Genomic DNA, 15,854 nt, shown 5'->3' with positions numbered 1-15,854 from the left:
TTCGCTGGCTAGCCAGCTCCTACAGCAGCATTCAGGGTGCTGGCGCCGCCACCGTAGGAGCCGGCTTGCCGGCGAATGGGCCTTTAAACCTCGCATCGCCCTTCCGGGCGCCTTCGCTGGCAAGCCAGCTCCCACAGCAGCATTCAGGGTGCTGGCGCCGCCACCGTAGGAGCCGGGTTGCCGGCGAATGGGCCTTTGAACCTTGCATCGCCCTTGCGAGCGCCTTCGCTGGCTAGCCAGCTCCTACAGCAGCATTCGGGGTGCTGGCGCCGCCACCGTAGGAGCCGGCTTGCCGGCGAATGGGCCTTTGAACCTCGCATCGCCCTCGCGAGCGCCTTCGCTGGCAAGCCAGCTCCCACAGCAGCATTCGGGGTGGTGGTGGCGCCAGCATAGGAGCCGGTTCCGGGTTCTCAGGGCATGCGTTCGCCCAACTGCCCGCGCAGGAAACGGTACAGGCCGTCGGCGCTCTTGCGATAACCGTCGGCGGTCAGGTGCACCAGGTCGTTGCGCGCCAGGTCGCTGCCCTGCCATTTGCTGATGGAGCAGTCGCCGCCCATGAACGCCTGCCAGTCCCAGAACAGGGTGCGGCTGGTCTTGGCCACGTCCTTCTGGATCTGCACGATCTGCCGCAGCGGTTGCGGCTGGGAAGCCGCGCAGCTGCCGGCATTGCGGCGCTTGATGGAATCCGGCGGACCCACCAGCAGGATCACGGTCTTGGGCAGGTTCTTGCGCAGCAGCATGACTTTTTCCTGCAACTGGCTGCGGTAGAGCTGCAGATCCAGATCGTCATCAAAGGCTTCGTTGGTGCCGTAGGCCAGCACCACCATGTCCGGGCGCAGGGCCTTGAGGGTTTCCAGCCAGCCGGGCTGCCACTTGTCCAGCACATCCAGGCGCGCGCCATTGATGCCCAGGGAGGAGTAGATCACCCCGGCGCTCTTCTGCCCGAGGATGTTCCAGCCGCCCAGGGCCAGGCCCTGGTTGTTGGCCACGTTCAGGTCCAGGGGCAGGGTCAGGTTGTTGAACGGCGGACTGAAGCGCCACTGTCCACCGGTGGCGGCCAGCATGCGGCTGCTTTTGTTGAGGTTGTCCCGGGCGGTCAGGGTGTTGTTGCTGGACGCCTGGTACAGCGCGGAAATCCGGTACTGCTGGTTGCTCGGCTGGCGCTCGGCGATATGCACCCGGGCTCCCGGGGTCATCGGCAACGACAGGTAGCCCCCCAGAGGGAACTGGTTGCTTTGCTGGTTGCGCGCCGACACCAGGGACCACTGGCGCTTGGCCGCTCCCAGGATCACTCGCTCATAGCGGGTGCCGGGCACCGGCGTGGCCGCCACGAAACCGATGCCGCCATCGCCGTACTGCGCTTGCAGCAGGCGACGCATCTCGCCGCTGAACAGGTCGGCGGCGGTATGGGAGTCACCCAGTTGCACGATATTGATGGGGGTGCGGTTGGAGGTACTGAACTTGCGCGCCAGCAGTGCCAGGTTCGGGTCGGTGCCGGTGGTCACGACTTTCTTGGTTCCGCTCCCGGACCGGGCCAGGGCCGAGGCCGGAGTGGCCTGGACCTCGGTGGTCGGGCTGCAACTGCTCAGCAAGGTGATGCCCAGCAACAGCGCAATGCCTTGCAGTCGCCCCATATCAGTGCTCCGTCAATTGTTGGCTGGGAAAGCTGATCAGCGAGATCACACGCTCAGCGATCAACTTCTGCCCAGTGGTGGTGAAATGGATACCGTCATCGACCCGGGTCTTGACCTTCTTGCCGTCGCCGGTGGTGCGGTAATAGGAAAACTCGTCGTTCTGATAGCCGAGAATCTCGTTGGCCGAGACGAAATGCTGCTGATAGCGCTCGATCTGGCTCTTGTACAGGTCGCTCAGGTAAGCCATGGCCGTAGACAGCTTGGGCTTCTCCATGTTCGGCGGGCCGACCCAGATCACCTGCACATTGTGGGCCTGGGCGGTGTCGAGGATCGAATCGATGCGCTGGCGATAGGCTTCTTCCCAGTCCGGGGTCTTGAAGCGCAGGAACGGTTTGCCCTTGGCCACCGGCATGTCCCACGGATCGTTGGGACCGAGGAAGATCACCATCAGACGGATGTTCGGGTTGCTGGCCAGGGTGCTCTCAACGGTCTTGGGCCAGTTGAAGAAACTGGGATAGGCCAGCCCCGTGCTCTGTTTGCTGAGGTTCAGACTCTTGACGTTGTAGCGCTTGCGCAGGGTGTTGGCCATGTGCGGCGCCACGCCCTGCATCAGCGAGTCACCGACAAAGAACACCTCGTCGCCAGTGGCCAGGCTGGCCATCAGCGGCGCCATGCCTGCCTGCTGGACCTTGGGCCCATGGTTGAGCGCCGGAGCCACGGCCACCGGCTGCGGAGCGACCGGGGCCGGGCCCTGGGGAGCCGCATGCGCGGGGGCTGCATGGGCGGCGCTCAGCGGCGGATGCTCCGGCACCGGCGCGGCGGCGACCTTCGGCAACGGCTCCGGCTCGTCGTCTGCCGCCGCTTCGGCCTGGGCCACCAGCGTCAGGTCGGCCGTGGCGGCAAAGGTGCCGACAAAGGCCACCCGGGCATTCTCCAGCGCCTGGTTGAGCTGGGCGCCAAAGCGCCACTGCGGGTTCTGCGACAGCCCCGGGATCTCGCAGTCATCGTGGTACTTCTGCTGGCAGTAGAGGCGGATCGACTGCTGGTTGAACCACACCAGCAACAGGCTGGTCACCACCAGCGCATAGAACACCTTGGCTGCGCTGCCGAGGCTGACCGACAAGGGCGAACGGTTAGAAGCTGGCATAAATGAACCCCGGCACGCCCGACGGTGAGGCGAAGATGACCACGCAGATGAACAGCCCCAACGGCACTGGGTAGAACAGCCACGGCAAGCTTGTGGCGGCCGTGAACAGGCGCTGCAGCAGCGCCACGATCCGTGGGTAGAACGCAACGAACAGCAGGCAGCCCAACAGGCTCAGGGCGCTGCCGGCCAAGCCGCTGAAGGACAGGCCGCCCAGGCCGCTGAGCATGTCCATGGCATCGGACAAGGTCGCACAGCGGAAGAAGATCCAGGCCAGTGCCACGTAGTGGAAGGTCAGCAGGCGGGCCGCCAGGTCCGAACCGATCCAGCTCGGCCCCCGGGCCAGCAGCGGGCTGCAGAACTTGTACAGCGCCAGGCCCACGCCATGCAGCGCGCCCCAGATGATGAAGTTGGCGCTGGCGCCGTGCCACAAGCCGGAAATCAGCATGGCCAGCAGCATGTTCAGGTTGCCGCGCCACACCGGACCCCGGTTGCCCCCCAGCGGGATGTACACGTAATCACGGATAAAGGTCGACAGGCTGATGTGCCAGCGGCCCCAGAACTCCTTGAGATTGCGCGCCGCATAGGGGTAGTTGAAGTTCAGCGGCAGACGGAAGCCCAGCAACAGGGCGATGCCGGTCACCAGATCGGTGTAGCCGCTGAAGTTGAAGTAGATCAGGAACGAATAGCCGTAGACCGCCCGCAGGATCTGCTCGGCCGAGAAGGCCACCGGGCTGTCGAACACCGGGTCGACCCACTCGTTGGCCAGCCACGAACTGAGGAAGAACAGCTTGACCACCGCCACCGCGATCAGGCCCAGGGCCCGTTGCGGCTCCAGCACCTGGCGCAGTTGCGGCGGGTTGATCTGTTCCAGCATCGGGATCGCCCGGTTCACGGGGCCGGCAATCAGGCTGGGGAAAAACGCCAGGTACAGCGCCAGGTCGAAGGGCGAGCCCGGGGTCAGCTCACGGCGATTGATCGATACCAGATAGCTGACCGAGTGGAAGGCATAGAACGACAGCCCCACCGGCAGCAGCACCTCCAGCAGCGGCAGCGACACCTCCACGCCAAACTGGGCGAAGGCGTTCTGCACCGTGCTGGTGAAGAAGTCCTGGTACTTGAACAGGTAGAAAGCCCCCAGCACCAGCAACAGCATCAGGCCATTGACCCAGCCCCTGCCGGGGTAACGCTGGCTCAACAGGCCGAGCAGGTAAACCAGGGCCGTGTAGCCCAGCAGGATATAGAGGAAGTTCAGGCTGAAGCTGGCGAGGATCGCGTAGCTGGCGGCCAGCAGCAGGCCGTTCTGCAGACGCAGGCTGAAGCCCAGGCTCCAATAGACGATGAAGAACAGGATGAAGCAGAGGCCGAATTCGATCGAGAGATAGCTCACAACGTAGTCCATTACGTGCAATCGGGGACAAACCCGGCACAAGGGAGAGCAGGCGGGGGGACAGGAAACGGGCGCGATTATGGCAGAGGGGGTTTGGCAGTCACAAGTTGAAACATTCGCCGCCCATGGCGCTAACGGCCTGTCATAGGAGCTGGCTTGCCAGCGAAAGCGTCCGCAAGGGCGATGCCAGACCCAAAGGCCTGTTCGCCGGCAAGCAGGCTCCTACGGATGAAAGCGGCTTGGCGGATCGGGTTACCGTAGGAGCTGGCTTGCCAGCGAAAGCGCCCACAAGGGCGATGCCAAATCCAAGGACCTCTTCGCCGGCAAGCCGGCTCCTACGGATGAAAGCGGCTTGGCGGATCGGGTTACCGTAGGAGCTGGCTTGCCAGCGAAAGCGTCCGCGAGGGCGACGCCAGATCCAAGGACCTCTTCGCCGGCAAGCCGGCTCCTACGGATGAAAGCGGCTTGGCGGATCGGTTTACCGCAGGAGCTGGCTTGCCAGCGAAAGCGTCCGCGAGGGCGATGCCTGATCCAAGGACCTCTTCGCCGGCAAGCCGGCTCCTACGGATGAAAGCGGCTTGGCGGATCGGTTTACCGCAGGAGCTGGCTTGCCAGCGAAGGCGCCCACAAGGGCGATGCCAAATCCAAGGACCTCTTCGCCGGCAAGCCGGCTCCTACGGATGAAAGCGGCTTGGCGGATCGGTTTACCGTAGGAGCTGGCTTGCCAGCGAAAGCGTCCGCGAGGGCGACGCCAGACCCAAAGGCCTGTTCGCCGGCAAGCCGGCTCCTGCAACGGTGGGGAGGCTGGGGTTACTGGATGTCTTCGGGCTTGACGATCACCCAGTTCTTGTCGGCGGTCACCGGCAGGCCTTCCTTGGCCTGGGCCGCGGCATGCTTGGCCATCATGCCGTTGAGCTGGGTCATGTACTTGTCCTTGCGGTTGATCCACAGGTGGATGCCGCCCTTGGCCACGTCCACGCCATGAAACAGCATGTAGCCGTCGCTGGTCGGGGTGTCGCCGCCCACCAGTACCGGTTTCTTCCACTCGTCGATGTAGGTCAGGATCGCCGCGTGCTTGCCCGCCATCCAGGTGGCCGGGGTCCACAGGTACGGCGTCAGTTCCAGGCCGAGGTTGGCCTGCTCGTCATACTTGCCGTCGGTGATCTGCTTGCGCGCGGTGGTCAGGGCGCCGGTCTTGCGGTCCTTGAGCAGGGTGGTCACGCCAATCACGTTCTGCGGCTTGACGTTGTAGCCGTACTTGGGATCGGCGGCGACCATGCGCACCAGCTCTTCGGAGGCGGCGGTCATCACATAGACCTCGATGCCGTTCTCCATCAGCTTGTTGTACAGCTCGGCCTGGCCGGTGAAGACCTTGGGCGGGTTGACCTCGATGGTCTTGACCACGTCACCGTCGTAATAAGTGCTGGGCACCGGCTTGCCGGAGGCCATCAGCTCATCGACGTAGCCCTTGAGCTCCTTGAGGGTGAAGCCGGAGAACACCTGCGCCACCCAGGGGTAGCAGACCATGTCGTCGATTTCACACAGGCGATAGTAGTAGCTGAACAGGCTTTCTTTGTGCTCGGCGGTGTCCTTGAACGGGATCAGCTTGAGCGACGGGTCGAGCGTGTCGCGGGTGATCAGCCCCTTGTTTTCCATGAAGGGCAGCAGGGACTCCTCCAGGTCGTAGCGGTAGCTGGTGTTGTCCATGTCGAACACCGCGAAGTTGCCCTTGTGGGCGTTGGCCGCGATCATCGCGTCCAGTTGCTTGGCCTGTTCGGCGGGCCAATGCTTCAACTCGGTGGCCAGGGCCTGGCCGGCGAGGCCCAGGCAGAGTGCGACTGCGAGCAATTTCGGAGCAAGTTTCATCGACGGTTTTCTCCCTGAGTGAAAGCCTTCGACGCTAACAAATCCCTGTGACAGTTCTCGTCTCCACGCGACCGCTTGCGTCCCGAGAGCGCCAGCCACATGCGCCTGAGCGTCAGCGGCTTATTCCAAAAACGACAGTTGCCATGCGATATCGTTATTAATTCATTAGATTTCAAGCTGTTAGGCTTGCCGGTTCGCAATCGCCCCGAGCCGCGATTGGCACACGTCTTATCGGAGTCCCAATGAATCTGCCGCTGATCCTCAACCTGCTGGTGTTCCTGGCCCTGCTGCTGGGCCTGGCACAAACCCGCCACACCACCTGGAGCCTGGCCAAGAAGGTCCTGCTGGCCCTGGTGCTGGGCGTGGTCTTCGGCATTGCCCTGCACAGCCTGTACGGTGCCGGCCACCCGGTGCTCAAGGCCTCCATCAGCTGGTTCGACCTGGTGGGCAATGGCTACGTGCAGTTGCTGCAGATGATCGTGATTCCCCTGGTGTTCGCCTCGATCCTCAGCGCCGTGGCCCGCCTGCACAACGCCTCGTCCCTGGGCAAGATCAGCTTCCTGACCATCGGCACCCTGCTGTTCACCACCGCCATCGCCGCGCTGGTGGGCATCGGCCTGACCAACCTGTTCGGCCTGAGCGCCGAAGGGCTGGTGGCCGGCACCCAGGAAATGGCTCGCCTGCAAGTGATCCAGAGCGATTACGCGGGCAAGGTCGCCGACCTCAACGTGCCGCAGCTGCTGCTGTCGTTCATCCCGCAGAACCCTTTCGCCGACCTGGCCCGGGCCAAGCCGACCTCGATCATCAGTGTGGTGATCTTCGCCGCCTTCCTCGGTGTGGCCGCGCTGCAGCTGTTCAAGGATGACGCCGACAAAGGGCAGAAAGTGCTCAACGCCATCGACACCCTGCAAGCCTGGGTGATGCGCCTGGTGCGCCTGGTGATGAAGTTGACCCCGTATGGCGTGCTGGCGCTGATGACCAAGGTGGTGGCCGGCTCGAACCTGCAGGACATCATCAAGCTCGGCAGTTTCGTGGTGGTGTCCTACCTCGGCCTGGGCCTGATGTTCGTGGTCCACGGCCTGCTGGTGGCCCTGGCCGGGATCAACCCGCTGCGCTTCTTCCGCAAGGTCTGGCCGGTACTGACCTTCGCCTTCACCAGCCGCTCCAGCGCCGCCAGCATTCCCCTGAGCATCGAAGCCCAGACCCGGCGCCTGGGCATTCCCCAGTCCATCGCCAGCTTTGCCGCCTCGTTCGGCGCCACCATCGGCCAGAACGGCTGCGCCGGCCTGTACCCGGCGATGCTGGCGGTGATGGTTGCCCCGACCGTGGGCATCAACCCGCTGGACCCGCTGTGGATCGCCACCCTGGTGGCCATCGTGACCTTGAGTTCCGCCGGCGTGGCGGGCGTGGGCGGCGGCGCGACCTTCGCCGCGCTGATCGTGCTGCCGGCCATGGGCTTGCCGGTGTCACTGGTAGCGCTGCTGATTTCCGTGGAACCGCTGATCGACATGGGCCGCACGGCGCTGAACGTCAGCGGCTCGATGACCGCCGGCGCCATCACCAGCCAGGTGATGCAGCAGACCGACAAGGCGCTGCTGGACGCCGATGAGCATTCGGAGCTGCACCACGTGTAAAAGCAGCTGCAAGCTACAAGCCGCAAGAAAGAGCCAGTCGGCTTTTACTTGTAGCTTGTAGCTGGCGGCTTGAAGCTGTCACCTTCTCTCCCACACCTCGAAGCTGTACGCCGGCTTGTCCCCTTCCGGCGGATTCGGCACCTCTGACACCCGCTTCCACTGCTGCTCGTCGAATTCCGGAAACCAGGCGTCGCCTTCCGGGCTCAGGGCCACCCGCGTCAAATACAGGCGATCCGCCTGCTCCAGGCCCTGGCTGTAAAGCTGCGCGCCGCCGATCAGCATCAGCTCGCTGGCGCCCTGCTCCAGGGCCCATTCCTCGGCCCGTGCCACGGCGGCCTCCAAAGATGGGTAGACCTCGGCACCTTCGAGCACCAGGCCGGTCTGACGACTGACCACGATGTTCAAGCGCCCGGGCAAGGGCCGGCCGAGGGAATCCCAGGTCTTGCGCCCCATGATGATCGGCTTGCCCAGGGTGGTGGCCTTGAAGAATTTGAAATCCCCCGGCAAATGCCAGGGCATGCTGTTGTCGACGCCGATCACGCGGTTTTGTGCGAGGGCCGCGATCAGGCTGAGAGGGAGAGATTTTTTCATGCCGGCGAGGATACCAGAGGCCCCAAGCCTGGCAACTTCACCCGACCACCGCTGCAGCAGTTATGCTCAGCGCACTTTGTAAGCGATGGAATGACGCGTGACTGCACTGACTCCCCTGCAACGACTGTGGCTGACCGAAACCGTGCGCCTGCGCGAGGAACACGCCGGCCCGCTGGAGGATCAGGAAGCCAATCGCCTGGCCCGCAACCAGGGCGGCGACCTGGCCACCCGCATCCAGAACCGCGCCCTGTGGCTGGCCCAGCGCGACGGCCTGCACAGTGCCCTGCTGCACTGGCTGCAGGGCGCGCGCCTGGCGCTGCTGGCGCTCTCGGTCCTGGCGGTCATCAGCGGCGCCGGTCTGGCCTTCAGCGCCCTGGGCAGCACCCAGCAACCGGTCAATGTGTTCTGGGCCCTGGGCAGTCTGCTGGGCCTGAACCTGATCCTGCTGCTGAGCTGGCTGGCCGGCCTGCTGTTTGCCGGTGAACACGGGGCCGGCCTGGGCCGCCTGTGGCTGTGGCTCAGCGAAAAATTCTCCCGCGATGCCAAGGCCGCGCAGCTGCCGCCGGCACTGCTGCTGTTGCTGCAGCGGCGCAAGCTCAACCGCTGGGCCCTGGGCAGCCTGATCAACGGCCTGTGGTGCCTGGCCCTGTTCAGCGCCGTGGTCATGCTGCTGGTGCTGCTGACCACCCACCGCTACAGCTTCGTCTGGGAAAGCACCCTGCTGGGCAGCGATGCCTTCGTGGCCATTACCAACGCCCTCAGCGCCCTGCCCCGGGGCCTGGGCTTCGGCGCACCGAGCGTGGCGACCATCCAGGCCAGCACCCGGGACGTCTACAACACCGAGCTGATCCGCCAGTCCTGGGCCATCTGGCTGGTGGTGCTGGTGGTGATCTACGGCGTGCTGCCGCGCCTGCTGCTGATGCTGTTCTGCCGCTGGCGCTGGAAACACGGGCAGGCGCGCCTGCAACTGGACCTCAACCTGCCGGGCTACGCCTCACTGCGCGAACGCCTGATGCCCAGCAGCGAACGCCTGGGAGTCAATGACGCGGCCCCCGAGCAGTTGCACCGGGTCGAAGGCGGCGTCAGCGCCGAGGACAGCAGCGGCGCCTTGCTGGTGGCCATCGAGCTGGACGACCAGCGCCCCTGGCCGCCGCAGCTGCCGGACAAGGTCAAGGACGCCGGCATCCTCGACAGCCGCGAGTCACGCAACCGCCTGCTGGAGCAGATGAGCCGCTTCCCCCCGGCGCGCCTGTTGATCGCCTGCGATCCACGGCGCTCGCCGGACCGCGGCAGCCTCGGGCTGATCGCCGAACTGGCGCGCAACGCCAGCGCGACCCGGGTCTGGCTGCTGCAAGCCCCACCCGGCCAGGCCCTGGATGCCGACCGCCTGGGCGACTGGCACAGCGCCCTGCAACAACTGGAACTGCCCTTCGCCGATTGCGCGCCACTCGACTGGCTGGAGAACGGTCATGACTGATGCTCGCCAAAAGCCGCTGAAACTCGCGGTGGTCGGCCACACCAACGTCGGCAAGACCTCGCTGCTGCGCACCCTGACCCGGGACGTGGGCTTTGGCGAAGTCTCCCACCGCCCCAGCACCACCCGGCACGTGGAAGGCGCCCGCCTCTCGGTGGATGGCCAACCCCTGCTGGAGCTCTACGACACCCCCGGCCTGGAAGACGCCATCGCCCTGCTGGATTACCTGGAGCGCCTGGAGCGCCCCGGTGAACGCCTGGACGGCCCGGCCCGACTGGCGCGCTTTCTCGATGGCAGCGAGGCTCGGCAACGTTTCGAGCAGGAGGCCAAGGTCCTGCGCCAACTGCTGGCCTCGGACGCCGGCCTGTATGTGATCGACGCCCGGGAGCCGGTGCTGGCCAAGTACCGGGATGAACTGGAAGTCCTGGCCGGTTGCGGCAAGCCGCTGCTGCCAGTGCTGAATTTCGTCAGCAGCGCCGAGCAGCGCGAAGGCGACTGGCGCGAAGCCCTGGCCCGCCTCGGGCTGCACGCCCTGGTGCGCTTCGACAGCGTGGCGCCGCCGGAAGATGGCGAGCGGCGCCTGTATGAAAGCCTGGCCCTGCTGCTGGAACATGCCCGCCCGGCCCTGCAACGGCTGATCGACGACCAGGAGGCCCAGCGCCTGGCGCGCCAGCACAGCGCCGCGCGGCTGATTGCCGAGTTGCTGGTGGACTGCGCCGCCTGCCGCCGCAGCGTGGCCAGCGATGCTGAGCTGGAGCAACAGGCCATCGGCGAACTGCGCCAGGCCATCCGCCAGCGCGAGCAGCGCTGTGTCGAAGCCCTGCTCAAGCTCTATGCCTTCCGCCCCGAAGACGCTGCCGCCAGCGACCTGCCGCTGCTCGATGGGCGCTGGGGCGACGACCTGTTCAACCCGGAAACCCTCAAGCAACTGGGAGTGCGCGTCGGCGGCGGCATTGCCGCGGGCGCGGCGGCCGGTGCCGGGGTCGACCTGCTGGTGGGCGGCCTGACCCTGGGTGCCGCGGCCCTGGCTGGGGCGATTGCCGGTGGCGCGCTGCAGACCGCCCGCAGTTATGGCAGCCGCTTGCTGGGCAAGCTCAAGGGCCAGCGCGAGCTGACCCTGGACGACAGCGTGCTGCGCCTGCTGGCCCTGCGCCAACGGCAGTTGGTGCAGGCGCTGAACCGGCGCGGGCATGCGGCGCTGGATAGCATCCGCCTGGCCACCCCGGAGGATAAGAGCTGGCGCGAGGGCAAGTTGCCGGAAGCCTTGAACAAGGCCCGGGCGCATCCGCAGTGGTCATCGCTCAACCCGCACAAACGCCTGAGCCAGGCCGAGCGCCAGGAGCAGATCGAGGCCCTGGCCCAACATATCCTGTAGCCGCTGCCGAGCCCGCGAGGCTGCGCCAAGGGCCGCAGGACCTTCAACACTCCCCAAAGCGGCGCCTCCTGCGGAGCCGTTCGCAGCCTGCGGCAGCGGCTACAAAAAGCACTCTGCTCAAAGCAGCGCCATGGCCTTGTCCTTGAGCACCTGCAGGTCCATCACCGGCACCCACAGCTCCTTGGCCTGCTCGTCCCAGTGGCGCAGGCGCAGACTCAATGCGTACAAGGGGTCGAGCTCGAAGGCCGCCGCTTCTGCCGCACTCATCGCCCCGCCCTGGTATTCCAGGGTGCGGCGGCTGGCCTCGCTCAGCCGCTGGTCATACTCGGGTTCCTTGAAGGTCAGGTAGCGCTTGGCCTGGACGTGGTATTCCACCAGCCGCGCCAGACGCTCGCTGAAGCCCGCCCGGCGCAGGTAATCGGCCCCCAGGCGCTCATGGCTGACCACGCCGAAACCACCCATGTTCTCGGCATCCTGCTGGCAGATATGCCCGATATCGTGGAAGAACGCCGCCAGCACCACTTCGTCGTCATGCCCTTCGGCCAGGGCCAGTTGCGCGGCCTGGGACATGTGTTCGATCTGCGACACGGGCTCGCCAATGTAGTCGCAGTCGCCAAAGCGTTCGTACAGGCCGAAAACCTCGTCGATGATCCGTTGCTGTCGATTCATCACGCGTGCTCCAGCAGCCGGGCGATATTGCCCTCGGCCATGGCCGGACCGACGCTCATGCCCACGCCGGTGTGCATCAGCGCCACATGCACCCCGGGCGCGGCTTCCAGGAAGGAGAACGGCCCGGGTCCGCGAGCGCCATACACGCCCTGCCAGCGCTCCACCACCTGGACCTTGCAGCCCAGGGTCTGCTCGGCCAGCTCGATCAGCCAGTTATCCACCTGTTCGGCGTTGAACGGCGACGGATCGCTGCCGTAGTCGTGGGAATCACCGATGATCAACTCGCCGTAGGGGGTTGGGCTGATCAACAGGTGAATGCCGTGCTCATGCAGGTGTGGCGCCTCGCGCAGGATCTGCGCCTGCACGGCGGCTGCTTCCGGCAGATCGGCAAAGGCGCCGTAGTGCACACAGCTCAGCCCGGTGAGCAAGGCATGTTGCAGGTTGAGGTAGACCTGGGGCCGGGCACGGAGCATCTGCAGGCGGCAGACCTGCGGTTGCAGGGTGGCGATCGGCTCGGCCAGCAGGGTCTGATAGTCGTGGCCCGAGCACAGCACGATCTGCGGCGCATGAAAGCTGCCGGCGGTGCTCTGCAGCCGGCCCGGCTGGATGTCCCGGACCAGGGTCGAGAAGTGGAACTGCACCCCCAGGTCGCGGCGCAGGTAGTCGATCAGCAGCGGCAGCGCCTCGCGGGAATACACTTGCTGGTCGTCCAGGCCGTGCAAGGCCGCCCGATGATGGCGGAACTGGCCGCCATACAGGTCATTCAGGGCCGCGCCCCGGAGCAGTTCGACGCGGTAGCCGTGCTCCCGCGCGCGCCCGGCGCAGAAGGCTTCCAGCAACTGCTCCTCGGCTTCGCTGCGGGCGAACAGGTAGGAACCGTTGCGCTTGAGTGACAGGCCCGCCAGCTGCTGCCAGTCGGCCCAGATTTCGCGGCTGGCTCGGGCCAGCTCCAGCATGATGCCCGGCGGCTGGCCGGTGACCAGGGCCTGGCCGAAGTTGCGCACCGAGGCGCCCAGGGGCGTGGCGCTGCGCTCGAATACCTGCACCCGCAAACCGCGCTTGGCGGCGGCGTAGGCGTGGGACAGGCCGAGGATGCCGGCGCCGACGATCAGCAGATCGCTGTGATGGTTCATGTTCATGTCTCGTTGTTTGTGGCGAGGGAGCTTGCTCCCGCGGGAGTGCGCAGCACTCCCAGGCAGATGCACCGCACGGTCGGGATTCAGGGCCGCTGCGCCGCCCAGCGGGAGCAAGCTCCCTCGCCACAGCAGCCCCTGGCGTTACTGCTTGGCAACCTTTTCCGACTTGCCGTCATAGCGCTTGCGCCATTCGGCGAGGATCTGGTCGCGGTTCTTCGAGGCCCAGGCGAAGTCGTTCTTGATCAGGCGCTGCTCGTAGTCCGCCGGCAGTTCGGTCTGCGGCTTGGCGATGCCCGGCTGGGCCAGCACGGCGAAGTTTTCCTTGTACAGCTCCATGGCCGCGGGGCTGGCGGAGAAGTCGGCGAGCTTCTTCGCCGCCTCTTCATGAGGGGTGCCCTTGATCACCGCCGTGGCTTCGATTTCCCAGCCCAGGCCTTCCTTGGGCAGGACGATGTCCAGCGGCGCGCCCTGGCGCTTGAGCTGCACGGCCGGGTATTCGAAGGAGATGCCGATGGGGAATTCACCGGCGGCGGCCAGCTTGCACGGCTTGGAGCCGGAATGGACGTACTGACCGATGTTCTGGTGCAGCTCATCCATGTACTGCCAGCCCTGTTTCTCGCCGAAGGTCTGCAACCAGGCGCTGACATCCAGGAAACCGGTGCCCGAGGACGCCGGGTTGGGCATGACGATCTTGCCCTTGTACTCGGGCTTGGTCAGGTCCTGCCAGCTCACCGGCTTGCTCAGGCCCTGCTTCTCGGCCTCCACGGTGTTGAAGCAAATGGTCGCGGCCCAGACGTCCATGCCGACCCAGGCCGGCGGGTTGGCGGCGTCGCGGTAGTTCGGGCCGATCTGGCCCAGGTCCTTGGGCGCATAGCTTTGCAGCATGCCCTGCTGGTCGAGGATCGCCAGGCTGGACGCCGCCAGGCCCCAGACCGCGTCCGCTTGCGGCCGGGCTTTTTCCGCCAGCAGCTTGGCGGTGATGATCCCGGTGGAATCACGCACCCATTTGATCTCCACCTCCGGGTTGGCCTTTTCGAAGGCCTGCTTGTAGGTCTTCAGTTGCTCGGCTTCAAGGGCGGTGTAGACCGTCAGCTCGGTTTTCCCGGCAAACGCATTCAGGCTGACAGCAGAGAGGACGGCAGCGGCAAGAGCCAGGGGCTTGAACATGGTGCGGTTCCTTGGTGAGTGCGGATCAGAGGGTGGGTGAACGAGGCATCATTGACCCGGCGCGGTCTGCCGCCAGGCCTGGGAGCGGCGCAGCAAGCCGCGCGAAGCCCAGGCCAGGAGCAGCGAGACGCCGGCCGAGGTGAACAGGATCAGGGTCGACATGGCCGCGGCGCCGCCGACGTTGCCGGCGTCGTCCATGTTCAGCACGGCCACGGCGGCGAGGATGGTGTCCGGGCTGTAGAGGAAGATCGCCGCCGACACCGTGGTCATCGCCGAGACGAACAGGTAGCGCACGATGTCCAGCAGCGCCGGCAGGCAGATCGGCACAGTGACCCGCAGGTAATGCCGGTACAGCGGCGCCTTGAGCGACAGCGCGGCGGCCTCGAACTCGGCATCCAGCTGGCGCAGGGCGGTGGTGGCGGTCATCTGCGCGGTGGTCAGGTAGTGGGCGATGGTGCACACCACCAGCAGGGTCAGGCTGCCGTAGAACACATGCAGCGGGTTGCCGTTGAGGTTGAAGAAAAACACGTAGCCCAGGCCCAGCACCAGGCCGGGCACCGCCATCGGCACGAAGCTGAGCAGGCGCAGCGCCAGGTTCAGGCCGCGCTGGCCGCGGGTTTTCTCCATCAGGTAGGCACCGGTGAAGATCAGCACACTGCCGATCAGCGCCGTGCACAGGGCCATGCTCAAGCTGTTGCGGTAGGCCAGCCAACCACCGCCGGCGGTGTCGTCGAACTGGTAGTGGTTCAGCGACAGCGACAGGTTGTAGGGCCAGAACTTCACCAGGGACGAATACACCGCCATGCCGAACACCAGCAGCAGCGCGGCGCAGATCAGCAGCACGATGGCCAGGTAGCAGGCGTCCCGCAGCCGCGATGGCGCAGGCCGGAACACCTGGGCGCGACCGCTCATGGAATCGCCCTGGCGACGGCGCAGCCAGGCGTCGACGCCGAAGCTCAACAGCGCCGGCAACAGCAGGACCATGCCGATCAAGGCGCCGCGACCGAACTGCTGCTGCCCCACCACCGCCTTGTAGGCTTCCAGGGCCAGCACCTGATAGTCGCCGCCCACCACCACCGGCACGCCGAAGTCGGTGATGGTCAGGGTGAACACCAGGCAGAAGGCGGCGAACACCGCCTGCCGGGTCGCCGGCCAGGTGATGCTGCGAAAGGCCCTGGCGGGACTGGCGCCCATGCTCGATGCGGCGTCGAACAGCCGCGCGTCCGCCAGGGACAGGGCCGAGAGCAGGATCATCAGGGCATGGGGAAAGGTGTAGATCACCTCACCGAGGACGATGCCCCAGAAGCCGTAGATGTTCTCGGCGAACAGGCCGCGGAGCAGGCCCTGGTTGCCGAACAGATAGACCAGGGCAATCCCCGGCAGCATCGACGGCGCCATCAGCGGCAACAACGACAGGCCACGCCACAGGCCCTTGCCGGGAATCAGCGTGCGTTGCAGGGCGTAGGCGAACAGGTAGGCCAGGGGCACCACGATGGCGGCGACGCTGAGGGAGACTTTCAGGCTGTTGCCCAGCAACCAGTGGAAGTTGGCGCTGTTCACCAGCTCGCGGGCCGCCAGCCAGCCACCGCCCTGCCCGGCCTCGGAGCTGAAGCCGCGCCAGAAGATCGCCAGCAGCGGCAACAGCACCGATACACCCAGCAGGACCAGGAGCAGAACCTTGCCGCCGACGACAAAGATACGGTCGCCGATCTGGGCACGAGAAGCCTGGCGCGCCCGCTTGGCAGGTAGCGGCAGGGACATGGGCAGGCTCATC

12 protein-coding genes are annotated in these 15,854 nt (G+C 65.8%); 3 read left to right on the top strand and 9 right to left on the bottom strand.

Features of this window, described 5'->3' with window-relative positions; genetic code table 11:
• Positions 1-410 precede the first annotated feature (410 nt).
• The 4 genes from L1O02_RS01715 to L1O02_RS01700 form a co-directional block, all read right to left on the bottom strand.
• A complete protein-coding gene (locus L1O02_RS01715; RefSeq protein ID WP_108545058.1) occupies positions 411-1,634 on the bottom strand; it encodes an SGNH/GDSL hydrolase family protein in 1,224 nt (407 codons plus the stop codon).
• A 1-nt stretch (position 1,635) separates the two neighbouring features.
• Entirely contained in the window at positions 1,636-2,781 is a 1,146-nt protein-coding gene (locus tag L1O02_RS01710) for an SGNH family hydrolase (RefSeq protein ID WP_235759446.1), read from the bottom strand.
• A complete protein-coding gene (locus L1O02_RS01705) occupies positions 2,768-4,168 on the bottom strand; it encodes an MBOAT family O-acyltransferase (RefSeq protein ID WP_231978987.1) in 1,401 nt (466 codons plus the stop codon). The genes L1O02_RS01710 and L1O02_RS01705 overlap by 14 nt, the downstream gene beginning before the upstream one ends.
• A gap of 810 nt (positions 4,169-4,978) precedes the next feature.
• Positions 4,979-6,034 carry a hypothetical protein gene (locus tag L1O02_RS01700; RefSeq protein ID WP_047306514.1) on the bottom strand — a complete coding sequence of 352 codons (1,056 nt, stop codon included), beginning with the start codon at positions 6,032-6,034 and terminating at the stop codon, positions 4,979-4,981.
• 242 nt (positions 6,035-6,276) lie between these two features.
• On the opposite strand from L1O02_RS01700, the gene L1O02_RS01695 reads away from it, so the two are divergent.
• Positions 6,277-7,668, top strand: a complete 1,392-nt coding sequence (locus L1O02_RS01695) for an L-cystine transporter (RefSeq protein ID WP_108545057.1) — start codon at positions 6,277-6,279, stop codon at positions 7,666-7,668.
• Positions 7,669-7,746: 78 nt separating this feature from the next.
• Here L1O02_RS01695 and L1O02_RS01690 read toward each other — a convergent pair whose 3' ends face one another.
• Positions 7,747-8,259: a dihydrofolate reductase gene (locus tag L1O02_RS01690; RefSeq protein ID WP_108545056.1), complete on the bottom strand. Its 513-nt coding sequence runs from the start codon at positions 8,257-8,259 to the stop codon at positions 7,747-7,749.
• 97 nt (positions 8,260-8,356) lie between these two features.
• On the opposite strand from L1O02_RS01690, the gene L1O02_RS01685 reads away from it, so the two are divergent.
• Positions 8,357-9,736, top strand: a complete 1,380-nt coding sequence (locus tag L1O02_RS01685; protein WP_108545055.1) for a DUF2868 domain-containing protein — start codon at positions 8,357-8,359, stop codon at positions 9,734-9,736.
• A complete protein-coding gene (locus L1O02_RS01680; protein ID WP_108545054.1) occupies positions 9,729-11,108 on the top strand; it encodes a GTPase/DUF3482 domain-containing protein in 1,380 nt (459 codons plus the stop codon). Before L1O02_RS01685 ends, L1O02_RS01680 begins: the two co-directional genes overlap by 8 nt.
• Before the next feature lie 117 nt (positions 11,109-11,225).
• Here L1O02_RS01680 and L1O02_RS01675 read toward each other — a convergent pair whose 3' ends face one another.
• From L1O02_RS01675 to L1O02_RS01660, 4 genes are all read right to left on the bottom strand, one after another.
• The gene (locus tag L1O02_RS01675) at positions 11,226-11,777 is read right to left on the bottom strand and encodes a phosphonate degradation HD-domain oxygenase (RefSeq protein WP_060841576.1); all 552 of its coding nucleotides are present in this window, start codon (positions 11,775-11,777) and stop codon (positions 11,226-11,228) included.
• The gene (locus tag L1O02_RS01670; RefSeq protein WP_108545053.1) at positions 11,777-12,910 is read right to left on the bottom strand and encodes a TIGR03364 family FAD-dependent oxidoreductase; all 1,134 of its coding nucleotides are present in this window, start codon (positions 12,908-12,910) and stop codon (positions 11,777-11,779) included. Before L1O02_RS01670 ends, L1O02_RS01675 begins: the two co-directional genes overlap by 1 nt.
• 144 nt (positions 12,911-13,054) lie before the next feature.
• The gene (locus L1O02_RS01665) at positions 13,055-14,080 is read right to left on the bottom strand and encodes a putative 2-aminoethylphosphonate ABC transporter substrate-binding protein (protein WP_060841578.1); all 1,026 of its coding nucleotides are present in this window, start codon (positions 14,078-14,080) and stop codon (positions 13,055-13,057) included.
• Between the two features lie 48 nt (positions 14,081-14,128).
• Positions 14,129-15,853 (bottom strand): putative 2-aminoethylphosphonate ABC transporter permease subunit, encoded by a 1,725-nt coding sequence (locus tag L1O02_RS01660; RefSeq protein ID WP_108545052.1) that lies wholly within the window; start codon positions 15,851-15,853, stop codon positions 14,129-14,131.
• Between the last annotated feature and the right edge of the window lies 1 nt (position 15,854).

The sequence above is a fragment of the Pseudomonas sp. BC42 genome (genome assembly GCF_021560055.1).
Lineage (GTDB): Bacteria > Pseudomonadota > Gammaproteobacteria > Pseudomonadales > Pseudomonadaceae > Aquipseudomonas.
This window is presented reverse-complemented; position numbering and strand designations above follow the sequence as displayed.